At 32.9% G+C, this 11908-nt stretch carries 12 protein-coding genes and 1 pseudogene; 5 read left to right on the forward strand and 8 right to left on the reverse strand.

Annotated elements, in window-relative coordinates; translation table 11 throughout:
- Positions 1-232: pseudogene (locus tag QVO42_RS06720) on the forward strand (nucleotidyltransferase); the annotation flags it as partial.
- 21 nt (positions 233-253) lie between these two features.
- Here the strand turns inward: QVO42_RS06720 and QVO42_RS06725 are convergent.
- The 3 genes from QVO42_RS06725 to QVO42_RS06735 are packed head-to-tail and all read right to left on the reverse strand — an operon-like array spanning position 254 to position 2164.
- The gene (locus tag QVO42_RS06725; protein WP_022425376.1) at positions 254-1294 is read right to left on the reverse strand and encodes a bacteriophage abortive infection AbiH family protein; all 1041 of its coding nucleotides are present in this window, start codon (positions 1292-1294) and stop codon (positions 254-256) included.
- A gap of 2 nt (positions 1295-1296) precedes the next feature.
- Positions 1297-1803: a hypothetical protein gene (locus tag QVO42_RS06730; protein WP_288164013.1), complete on the reverse strand. Its 507-nt coding sequence runs from the start codon at positions 1801-1803 to the stop codon at positions 1297-1299.
- A gap of 52 nt (positions 1804-1855) precedes the next feature.
- Positions 1856-2164: a PTS sugar transporter subunit IIB gene (locus QVO42_RS06735; protein ID WP_022425378.1), complete on the reverse strand. Its 309-nt coding sequence runs from the start codon at positions 2162-2164 to the stop codon at positions 1856-1858.
- 176 nt (positions 2165-2340) lie between these two features.
- Between QVO42_RS06735 and QVO42_RS06740 the strand changes: the two genes are divergently transcribed.
- The gene (locus QVO42_RS06740; RefSeq protein ID WP_022425379.1) at positions 2341-3081 is read left to right on the forward strand and encodes a MurR/RpiR family transcriptional regulator; all 741 of its coding nucleotides are present in this window, start codon (positions 2341-2343) and stop codon (positions 3079-3081) included.
- A gap of 122 nt (positions 3082-3203) precedes the next feature.
- Positions 3204-4631 carry a 6-phospho-beta-glucosidase gene (locus QVO42_RS06745; protein WP_022425380.1) on the forward strand — a complete coding sequence of 476 codons (1428 nt, stop codon included), beginning with the start codon at positions 3204-3206 and terminating at the stop codon, positions 4629-4631.
- A gap of 581 nt (positions 4632-5212) precedes the next feature.
- Here the strand turns inward: QVO42_RS06745 and QVO42_RS06750 are convergent.
- From QVO42_RS06750 to QVO42_RS06770, 5 genes are read right to left on the reverse strand one after another with little or no spacing between them, the layout of a single operon-like run.
- Positions 5213-5863 carry a YczE/YyaS/YitT family protein gene (locus tag QVO42_RS06750; RefSeq protein WP_022425382.1) on the reverse strand — a complete coding sequence of 217 codons (651 nt, stop codon included), beginning with the start codon at positions 5861-5863 and terminating at the stop codon, positions 5213-5215.
- On the reverse strand, positions 5863-6696 hold the full coding sequence (locus tag QVO42_RS06755) for a hypothetical protein (RefSeq protein ID WP_022425383.1): 834 nt from the start codon (positions 6694-6696) through the stop codon (positions 5863-5865). The genes QVO42_RS06750 and QVO42_RS06755 overlap by 1 nt, the downstream gene beginning before the upstream one ends.
- Positions 6683-8017 carry a patatin-like phospholipase family protein gene (locus QVO42_RS06760; protein WP_022425384.1) on the reverse strand — a complete coding sequence of 445 codons (1335 nt, stop codon included), beginning with the start codon at positions 8015-8017 and terminating at the stop codon, positions 6683-6685. The genes QVO42_RS06755 and QVO42_RS06760 overlap by 14 nt, the downstream gene beginning before the upstream one ends.
- Entirely contained in the window at positions 8014-9456 is a 1443-nt protein-coding gene (gene malQ / locus QVO42_RS06765) for a 4-alpha-glucanotransferase (protein WP_022425385.1), read from the reverse strand. Before malQ ends, QVO42_RS06760 begins: the two co-directional genes overlap by 4 nt.
- A gap of 1 nt (position 9457) precedes the next feature.
- Complete coding sequence (locus QVO42_RS06770; protein WP_022425386.1) at positions 9458-10099, reverse strand: lactate utilization protein; 642 nt, start codon at positions 10097-10099, stop codon at positions 9458-9460.
- Positions 10100-10170: 71 nt separating this feature from the next.
- Between QVO42_RS06770 and QVO42_RS06775 the strand changes: the two genes are divergently transcribed.
- Both QVO42_RS06775 and QVO42_RS06780 read left to right on the forward strand, forming a co-directional pair.
- On the forward strand, positions 10171-10695 hold the full coding sequence (locus QVO42_RS06775; RefSeq protein WP_022425387.1) for a cysteine hydrolase family protein: 525 nt from the start codon (positions 10171-10173) through the stop codon (positions 10693-10695).
- Between the two features lie 119 nt (positions 10696-10814).
- Positions 10815-11879 (forward strand): branched-chain amino acid aminotransferase, encoded by a 1065-nt coding sequence (locus QVO42_RS06780; RefSeq protein ID WP_006507057.1) that lies wholly within the window; start codon positions 10815-10817, stop codon positions 11877-11879.
- Positions 11880-11908 lie beyond the last annotated feature (29 nt).

The following is an 11908-nucleotide window of genomic DNA, read 5'->3' on the forward strand; positions in this document are numbered from 1 at the left end:
TTTTGTAGAATTCTTTGAAAACATCAAGGATCCACTAAAGGATGAATATTTATTACCTATCTATATTGGTGAACTTCTAAGAGAAAACAAATTAAGTGTCAAGGTATTAGAAGTACAGGATTCATGGTTTGGTGTAACATATAAAGAAGATGCACCTGTTGTAAAAGCTTCTTTTAAAGAATTAATTGACAACAACGTATATTCAACTGATTTATTCAGCGATATTAAATAAGACTCCTAATTGGAGTCTTTTCTATACCTTCTTGAAATGTATTGTGATATGAGAGCCATAGGCACGTTCAATCAGTTCATCCTCTCCTATGACCTTTACAAGATTCTTAATCTGATTTTTCAAATCTGATTTATGTATATAGAATATTGTAGTATGTGCATGACGAGCAAGAATAAGCTGTCTCAATATATCTTTATCAGTGACATCTAGAGAATGTCCAAAGATATAGATATTGAGGCGTTCTTCCTGGGATTGTTTCAACCATGTGAGATAACGGCATCCTGTACGTTTAAAAATACGCTGATAGAACTTCTTGAATTCAATATATTCATTATCCTGATCCTTACGTTCTCCTGTGAGGTATTCATCTATTCCTAAAACTAGATCACATGTTTCTATATCATGTTCAATATTTGCTTTACCATGAATATAATCATATTCTACTTCTGAATTACCATAGAGACGTTCATATGTATTCGTATAATTAAAGCTTAATACTTTATCTATATTCAATACTTGTAGTTTTTCTACATATTTTGGAGTGTCTAGGTGGTTCACAAATGCATCTAGATATATTTCTAGACATCGAGTCAAACGTAAGAGATCATGCGTGAGGATATCTCTTAGTTCTTTGATAGGTTCCATAGAAGCAAAAGAACAACGATCTCCCCAGAAATCAAGAAGAGATGTGCCTAAATACTCATTGACTCTTGCGACCTTCTGTCCTGATTTAAACTGCGCATCACATTCTAATCTAATTGCATCAAGCTTTTGAATGACTTCTGACATCTCTTTTTCAAAATCCTTCCAGCCCTCTCCTATTGTTTCTTTTTCTAGATGAATAAGCCAAAGATTATCTTTAATGAGAGATTCTAGTTCATTGGATAATTCAAGAGAAAGATGAAGAATAAAATCTATCATACGTGAATCATAATCTAGACGAGATATATCATTCTTTTCTAACGACATACGAAATAACGTAGTAAAATCGATAAAATCTTTATAGGTTGTTGGTAACCCATGTAGTAAATCAAAGCCATTTCCTAATACAAGAAGATTCATAATCAGTCCTCCTTCACCGCTTCACTTGATAGTATTTTTAATGTTTTGAAATCATTTTTAATTCCCATCGCATATAATAAAGGCGTTTCTTCTTTATCCATCGTATACATTTCCTGCATATAGGTTTTTTCCATGAAGGTATCTAATAGGGTTTTAATTTCTTCAATACATTCATTATTGATTATATTTTTATCAAATGTCGCTGTCATAAAGTTATTTTTATAGTTAATAGAAATAGAGAGGAGATAATCATGTGCTACTGTCACAAAATCATCTGGTACTGAAAAGAAATTGATTCTTTCTAATTTATTATTTGATAGATAGTTATGTAATATTTTTCCTCTCTTATATTTCTTTAATTGACCAGTATTCTTACATGCGATACTTACACCATAATAAGATATTTTCAAATCACATAAAGCATAGATATTTTCTATTGTATCAATAAATACATCATCCACAAACTTACGTATAGACCCTCTATTGGTAATAGATATTGTTTCCATCATGCTCACCTCTATTACCATTATAAAACAAAAAAATCCGCATATGCGGATTTCATTACTTATTTGCTTCAATTAAGTCCATAGCCTGCTTTAATACTGCAGCACCATCCATACGACCATATGAACGCATATCAATTAACTGTGCAGGAGTTGGTGCTACTTCCTTCTTAACAGTTGCTTCAAGATATCTTACCTGTGGGCCAAGTAATACAACATCTGCTTTAGCGCCGTTTGCTTTTGCTTCATTCGCACCGACTGCCCAGATATTTGCTTCAATACCTTGTTTCTCTGCTTCTTTCTTCATTTTTTCAACAAGTAAGCTTGTAGACATACCTGCAGCACAACACAACATAATATTTACCATATCAATCATCCTCCTAATTCACCTAGTAATCATTATAATACTGCAACCGTTGCCTTTAAAGTGTTTTTTATTCACCAAAATCATTTTTTATAATTACTGAAAATGCTTCACTATCCCCTGCTTATAGTCACTCAAGATCATTTATGATAAACTAATGTATGAATGGAGTTGATACAATGATTATAGATAAAGTAAACGATTATTTAAATAGTCATTCTTCAAGTACAACTTTGCTTGAATTATGCTTTTATATTAAAAAGAATATCCATAGAATTCCAAATCTAAGCATTGATGACATTTCAAAAGAATCTTTAATTTCTAAAGGTCAAGTATCAAAATGCATAAGAAAATTAGATTATGAAAACTATGAAGAATTTAAAAATGCGTGTATTCAATATTTAGATTTAATCTCAAAAAGAAAAAAATTCTTAAACCCACATCAAAGTTTTGAAACAAATGTGATGCATTTTACTAAAGATTTCATTCAAAATATCCAATATATGATCAATCATATTAATTTGAAGTCAATTCAAAAACTTGTACAAGATATCAAGCAAGCAAATAAAGTATATTTATATGCACACGGTGATGTCAGATCTGTTTGTTATAATATCCAAAGAGAACTTCAGATATATGATATTCAGACAATTATATGTGATGCTGATTTTAACAAGGATTATCATTTTCTAGATAATGATATCTTAATTGTACTAAGTACAAATGGACATTCTTTCCATTATAATAAGCGTGTCATTAAACGTATAAAAGAATCTCATGTTGATCAATGGCTTATTACATGTAATGAAAGTATTACATTATGTCAAAAACAAATAATCGTTCCCCTGCTCGATGAAAAATACAGTGAATATATCATTAAGTACATGATAGATATTCTATTGCTAGAATTACAAGACTAGTTTCCAAATTGGAAACTTTTTTGCTTTCTTTAATCTCATCCTCTATTCTATAGACAGGAAGCCAAACAATATGGAGGTAGCTATAATTGTTTGAGACAAAATAAATAGAGGAGGAACTTAATATGGGATTTAAAAAAGGATTCTTGTGGGGAGGTGCCACTGCTGCGAATCAGGTTGAAGGTGGCATATTTGAAGATGGTCGTGGTTTAGCCAATGTAGATTTAATGCCCCATGGATCAGATCGTTATGCGATTGGGACTGGAGAAAAGTGGATAGATCGAATCGATGATCATTATTTTCCAAGTCATCAAGCCGTCGATTTTTACCATCACTATAAGGAAGATATTGCTTTAATGGGAGAAATGGGTTTTAAAACTTTTAGGTTATCTATCGCCTGGACCAGAATTTTCCCTCTTGGTGATGAGTTGGAACCTAACGAAAAAGGATTATTATTTTATGAAAATATTTTTAAAGAATGTAAAAAATATGGGATTGAACCATTAGTCACAATTAATCATTTTGATTGCCCAATGCATTTGATTCATAAATTTGGTGGCTGGCGTAATAGAGAAATGATTGATTGTTTTGTTAAATTAGCTAAAGTATTATTTGAAAGATATAATGGTTTAGTTAAATACTGGCTCACTTTTAATGAAATCAATATGATTCTTCATTTCCCATTTGTAGCAGCAGGATTAAGATTTAAAGAAGGTGAAAATAAAACCCAAGCTATGATTACCTGCGCACATCATGAATTGGTTGCAAGTGCTCTAGTCACAAAATTAGCTCATGAGATAAATCCTGAAAATATGGTAGGTTGTATGCTTGCTGCGGGTTCTTATTATCCTGAAACATGTAATCCTGAAGATTATTGGAAATCAATTTGTGATGATAGAGAAAGTTATATGTTTATTGATGTGCAGTCACGAGGCTATTACCCAAACTATGCCTTAAAATGGATTGAAAAAAGAAATGCAGAAATACCATTTGCAGAGAATGATGTAAATATTTTAAAGGAAAATACAGTAGATTTTATTAGCTTCTCATATTACTCATCTCGTGTTTCTAGTGCTAATCCTGACAAGGGAAAACAAACAGAAAGCAATATTTTTGCTTCAGTTGTTAATCCATATTTAGATACAAGTGATTGGGGATGGCAAATTGATCCCTTAGGATTAAGAATTACTATGAACGAAATTTATGATCGTTATCAAAAGCCATTGTTTATTGTCGAAAATGGTTTAGGGGCCAAAGACAAGATTGAAGAAGATGGTTCTATTCAAGATGACTATTGTATTGAATACTTAAAGAAACATATTCAAGCAATGAAAGATGCAGTGGATGAAGATGGTGTTGATTTAATGGGATATACAACTTGGGGATGTATAGATCTTATTTCTAATGGAACAGGTGAAATGGAAAAGAGATATGGCTTCATTTATGTTGATAGAGATAATGATGGCCATGGTACTTTTAAACGCATAAAGAAAAAATCTTTTGATTGGTATAAAAAAGTCATTGCAACTAACGGTGAAGACTTAGACAATTAATCATAATAGGGTAGACGAGAAATAGAATCAATTCTAAGATTAATCAATATTACTGTGCCTCCCATTGCACCGTACGTAACGAGTCTTGTATACGGCGCTACATTTACATGATAATTTCAAACTCACTTTGATAGCAATTAAGGGGATTGACCAAGCCAGGTCTATCCCCTATTCTTTTACCCAAATTTTAGGATTAATAGTGAACTACCTCGTCTTAATACTCCGTATTAGAAGTCAAGACTTCTAGGATGCTTACGCATCCGTTTAAGAAGATTGATATTTAAGTCTCCACCTATTGTTAGGCAATCCTTATTCTTATTGCGTGTCCACTTCGCCTCTACTGTATAGGATGTTTACATCCACAACGCTACTTTTACGCATGATATTTAATACACCATTTACATCTGCCTTGAGGATGATACGTATCTCCTTCACTTCAACCTTTATAGTATCGGCTTGTAGTTCATCACACTTGGCGGTAATTACCTGTGGTCGGACTATCTCCGACTGAATGAGTGCCATGCTCAGCACAAAAAAAGGCAGATATGCATAGATGAGCATATTTGCCTTTTTAATCTTCTTTATTCAGCAAACTCTATTTCTCTGACAGAAGAATATAGTCTAGAAACACTTGTTTCAAGCAAGGCAATTACACGACCTGTAAAGATCATAGAAATCACGGTTCCTAGCCCAATACCCAAAATACCACTTGTAAAGACAAAGCCAATAATAAGAGATATTACAATGGAAATACCATCAAAGAGATTCTTACCAAAACCAAATCCTTTATGACACTTTTCTCCAATAACACTTGCTAAGCCATCTGCAGGATTAGGTACTATTTTCATACCTACAGTGAGTGATGCCCCAACGCCCGTAATTACAATCGCAAGAATAAGCATCATTAAACGTGCTGAATAACTAGAAGCGACAGGAATAACTCCATCAAAAACCTGAATAAAAAAGCTTATTACTAAACTAGCAGGAATCTGTAAGAATTGAAAAAAATCAAACTTCTTACCTAGTAAAATCCATTGAATAATGACAAGTAAAACATAATAGATAAAAGTCATTACACCAATAGGAATATGGGTGAGATAGGCGATATTATAGGCTACAGAGATGATGGGTGACACACCTAATTGTGTCTTTGTATTGAGATCAATACCACAGCCTAAAATCAATAATCCTAAAAGATAAATTCCAATTCTTTTATAATTCAGTTCCTTCATTATTTAACTCCCTTTGAAAAACTATGCATGCTTGTCATCTGCTTCTGTAATTCTAGATCATCTCTCTTGACCCATTCAGCTACTGCATCATCCTTAGATGTATGAACGGATAAAACATGCACAGTATCATGATTTTTTTCATTCTCAATATAATACTTATGGAAAATATTTTCTACAAATTTTTTAATATCTTCTTCTGATTGATAATGAAGATCACGATAATCGAAGGTAGAGTATTCTCTTTTTGTTTGTATACGATAATGTTTGACTTCTGATACAATCCAATAAATTCCTCTATTTTGAATCTTCTTTGAGATATGACTGATTTCAATGGACATAGGGTCCTGTTTTTCCTTACATTCTAAAATAGATTCATCTAGAGTACGATATAAAACATAAGTGTTCTCACAATCACCTTTAGACGTTTTAAAGCCATCACGAATCATTCCTAAACTCTTAAAGCCTACTGTATCTAAAACTGTCTTTAATGTTTTAGTGACTGTATTTAATTGCATAATTGCATATCCAGCTTTAAATGCCTGTTCTAAAGAGTCCTTAATCAGACTATCTAGTTCTTTCTTATAGTCAGCTTTAATTGCATAAGAACAAGTTGCAATATGCTTGCAATGTCCAGTTCCTAAAGATCTAATCAAATAAGCACCTACTAATAGATGATCATCAAGCATTACACCACAATATGATGCTGATTCAATAAAATCATCAAGAACAGGTGTGTCTTCTTCAAGATAAAGTCCTGTTTCAATCACTTCATTAAAAAGAGAAACAACTTCTTTTATATCTTCTTTCTGACATTTCCTTTTAATGATGTTCATTTGATCCACCTCCCATTAATATATAAATCAATGAAGCCATCATTAATTCCTTTTTACAAAACGTATAATACGACTTCATATCCATTGTTTCCTTGTATTTCATTTGATGTAGAAAGAATCCTACAATTGATTCTCTGTTGAGATGATTTTGTAAGAAAGACAGATTCACCTTTGTCAGACTTAGTTCCTGAGGGAAATAATCCTTTTCCATATATTTCTCAAATGCATTAAGAATCATATTTTTGTATTCTTCAAATGCATAAACCTTTAAATCATCAAAGCCCATTAATTCTCCAATAAAATCTAAAGTAATATATGTATAATCTTTGAGATTTAAGATTATTTGATGATTGGCTTCTAATAATAAAGATGTCAGTTCTGAAGAATTACTATTAAAGAATCCTCTCATTTCTTTTTCCATCATCAATAATTGTTTATAGTAATCATGAAATACTGTCTGATTTGAAGGAAGAAAAGTATACTGATTGCCTTCATAATTTCCAAATAATTTATAAGCCATTAAGTAGCCTAAACGCTTATTTCTTTCTAGTGCATCCTTATTAAAGTCCATAAAACCACCTAAATCAACTGGTGGACATGAATAAAGAATAGAAGGACGATTGATATATTGTGGATGAACTGGAATAAGATGCATATCCACTACGACTATTTCATCAGCTCCCATATCTAAAGCAAGATCAATAGGAAGATTATCACTAAATCCCCCATCAATATATTTATTACCATTTATTTCTGTCATTGGAAAGACAGGAAAACAGGCACTACTTGCAAGTAAATAGTCAAGCATATGACCTTTTTCCATTTCTGATTTAGTCTTATAACATGCTTTCATGCTTGGAAACTGCACTGTACATATACCAAAATCAATAGGTGAAGACAATAAACGTTCTTCATCCATCAGTCCACGGCAGTGTTCTACAAATGGTGTATTGTCTGCCCCTTTGTTTTTAAAATAGTGTTTCAAAAAAGATTGTGCAAGAGATGTCTGCTGAGCAATGGATTCTTTAAGTTCAGACAAGTTACTTCCCTCTTCCTTATTAAATAAAGAAGTTGTCATAAAGTCATCTCTTAAATCAGTTAAATCAGGTGCATTATTAAAGACATGATCCATATCTAATATATTCCATGTATACTCTAATCCTTCATAGTCTCCCATAGCGACTAATGCACCATTGAGCGCACCAATAGAAGTTCCTGTCACAATATCAAAATGTTGGTTTAATTCTTTTGCAGCAAGTAAGAAACCTGCTTCATAGGCTCCTTTAGATCCTCCACCACTTAATACAATGGCTCTTTTCATAGAGTTTCATCTCGATTCGTATCATGAATGATTTTCTTCATGAATTTCATTTCTTTGTTGAATTCTGTAAAACGAGACATCTTCCATTCCCAGTTAGGAGATCCAATAGTACCTGGAGTATTAAAGCGTGATGTTTCTGGTTCTCCTAAAAGATCCCATACTGGAATAATGACAGATTCAGCAGGTAAATCCATACAATAATGAATCATCTGACGATGTAATTTACGTTCCCTATAACCATCTAATAAGAGTTCTACATCCTTTAAGCTATCTTTATCAAGATTATTATACCATCCCATTAATGTATCATTATCATGTGTACCGCTATATACAACAACCTTATCAAAATCAAATTCATCCTTGTAATGGAACTGGAAAATATACATACCCTTGAAATTATAATGATCTCTTAATTCATATACTTCGTCTCTTAATAAGCCTAAATCTTCAGCAAGAATATGTGTATCTGGATATTCTTCAAATAATTTGTCAAATAGTGCATAACCTGGTGCTTCTACCCATTCCCCTACTACTGCAGTAGGTTCTGATGCTGGAATCTTCCAATAAGTGTCAAATCCACGGAAATGATCAATACGTACTTCATCATAAAGCTTATTCGCACTATGAATTCTATCAATCCAGAACTTGAAATTTGTCTTTTCTAGGTGATCCCAGTCATAGATAGGGTTACCCCATCTCTGTCCAAATTCACTAAAATAATCAGGTGGTACACCTGCTACAAATGAAGGTGTGCCATCTTCCTCTAATAAGAAGTCTTCCTGATCTAACCAGCAATCAGCACTATCTAATCCTACATAGATAGGCATATCCCCTATAATCATAATACCCTGATCATTCGCATATTTCTTTAATGCATACCACTGTTTAAAGAAATAGTACTGTAGGAACTCCTGATAATTGATTTCTTTTTCAAAAGGTAACAGTTCAAAAGATTGATGTTTAGGGAACTCCTTATATTCCTCATGCCACTCTGTCCATGGCTTTCCCTCATTTGTTAATTTAAAGGTACGAAATAATGCATAACCCTCAACCCATTTATTGTTTTCCACAAACTGCTTAAAATCATCATTAAATTCAAATCTTTTATAAGCGAGTCTTAATAAGTCTTCTTTATATGCACGTACAGCTTCATATTCCACTGTTTCAGCCTGTTTATTAAATGTTTTTAGTTCTCCTTTTTCAAGTAATCCATCTTTAACTAAGTCTTCTAAATCAATATAAAGTTCATCACCCGCATAAGATGAATAAGGCTGATAAGGCGAATTACTATATGCTAAAGGATTAAGTGGTAAGATCTGCCAGATCTTTATATCTGATTTCTTTAGTTGATTCACAAATGTATATGCGTTCTTTCCAAAATCTCCTACACCATAAGATGATGGTAGTGCAGAGATAGGACATAGTATTCCTGCTTTCATATTAATAACCTAACTCCTGTCTCATAATAATTACATGAATTCTATCCTTGTTTCCTTGACGTGCAAGTTTGACATAAGATGCACAGATTCTTTGATCTGCCATACAGTTCACACACTTACCAGTAACAGCACAGCCTGTTTGACGGTTTAATCTAATCGCATTTGCTGGTGCTGACACGTTCTTTATATGATCAATGGCTTCTTCCTCTGATTCAAAAATCTTATTGACACCAGCAACGACATAAACATCCTTAGGTCCATAAATCATTGCAGCCACTCTATTACCATTGCCATCAATATTATATAAACAGCCATCTGTTGTCATTGCATTGGTACTCGTTAAATAAATATCCGCATTAAATGCTTCATGATGTATTGCGTTGATTTCTTCTTTAGTTAATCCTTTAGCATAACGATCAAGAAACTTCACATCACTTGCACGTACTAAATCTAATACATGCATTTCATCAAGTGACATAGAACCACCTACTGCCACTACCTTTTGGTCCTTGAAAATTGTTTTAAAATAATCATGAAGTTCTTCTTCTGTATTAAATACATTACAGGTCATGTTATTTCTTTCTAATGCTTTCTTTAATCTTTCAATTTTTAAATCATACATACCCAATAAATTCTTATCCATAAAAACACCTCTCTGTGCTCTATTATAACATATGAAAGTGGTTTATAATAAATAAAAAAGGAGGTTTCATTATGAGTAAGAAACTACTAGTTGTTGTAGATTATCAGAATGATTTTGTGGATGGTGCACTTGGATTTGAAAAAGCAACCAAGATTGCCCCTTATATCATTTCATTAGTAAAGAAATATGAAGAAGAAGGTGAAGATGTCTGGTTTACTAAAGATACACACTTTAATAACTATCTAGAGTCACAGGAAGGTAAGAATTTACCTGTTCCTCACTGTATCTCACAGACAAAAGGACATGAACTTTATGGAGAATTGCAGTCTTTAAGTAGAAATCATACAGTGATTGAAAAAAATACTTTCCCATCTTTAATGCTTGCGAACTTATTAAAGGATACAGCTTATGAAGAAGTAAGAGTAGTAGGAGTAGTGACTGATATTTGTGTGATTTCTAATTGTATTATGATTAAGAGTGCGCTTCCTGAAGCTTTAATTGAAGTAGATACAAAAGGATGTGCTTCTTTTGATGAAAACCTAGAAAAAGCTGCTCTTACAGTATTAGAAAAGAGTTTGCATGTTAAAGTGATTTAGTGTTATTTTTCTGTTTTCCATAAATTATATAAATTGTTTTGTATTATTTCCTCATTTTGTATTGCATCTAGTAAATGATAGTACTATAATGAGAACAATTCTAAAGGGGGATTTTAATAATGGAAATCAAAGTAGAAAGAGCAAAGACTCTTAAAGAAAAGCCAGATCAGTCAAATCTTGGCTTCGGTAAATATTTTACAGATCATATGTTTGTATATGATTGGGATTCTGAAAAAGGATGGCATGATGCACGTATTGTACCATATGCTCCAATTCAGATGGATCCAGCTACAATGGTCCTTCACTATGCACAGGAAACTTTTGAAGGATTAAAGGCTTATCGTGATCCTGAAGGAAATGTTCAGTTATTCCGTCCAGAAATGAATGCAAAACGTATGAGAAACTCAAATAAACGTTTATGTATGGCTGAATTACCAGAAGAAGACTTCGTAGAAGCTGTAGAAACTCTTGTTAAGTATGAACAGGATTGGATTCCTACTGCACCTGAAACTTCTCTATATATTCGTCCATTCATGTTTGCGACTGAACCAGGTGTTGGTGTTCATCCAGCAAATAAATATAAATTCGTTATTATCTTAACACCAGTTGGAAACTATTATCCTGAAGGTGTTGCACCAGTTAAGATCTGGATTGAAGATGAATTTGTAAGAGCTGTAAAGGGTGGTACTGGTTTCACTAAATGTGGTGGTAACTATGCTGGTTCACTTGCTGCTCAGGTAAAAGCTGAAGAACATGGTTATACTCAGGTATTATGGCTAGATGGTCAGGAAAGAAAGTATGTTGAAGAAGTTGGCTCTATGAACATCATGTTCTTAATCAACGATACAGTAGTGACTGCACCTCTTGAAGGTTCAGTACTTCCAGGTGTTACAAGAGATTCTATGCTTACAATTCTTCGTGACTGGGGCTATAAAGTAGAAGAACGTCATCTAAGTGTTGATGAATTAATGGAAGCAGGACGTACTGGTGCTTTAAAAGAAGCTTGGGGTACAGGTACTGCAGCAGTTATTTCTCCAGTTGGTGAATTATGTTATAAGGGTGAAGAAGTTCTTATCAATGACTTTAAGACTGGTGAATTAACTCAGAAATTATATGATACTTTAACAGGTATCCAATGGGGTAAACTTCCAGATAAGTTCAACTGGATTCATAAAGTAAAATAATCAAAAAGCGCTTCGGCGCCAATGTCATT

This window comes from Catenibacterium sp. CAG:290, assembly GCF_000437715.1.
Lineage (GTDB): Bacteria > Bacillota_I > Bacilli_A > Erysipelotrichales > Coprobacillaceae > Catenibacterium > Catenibacterium mitsuoka_A.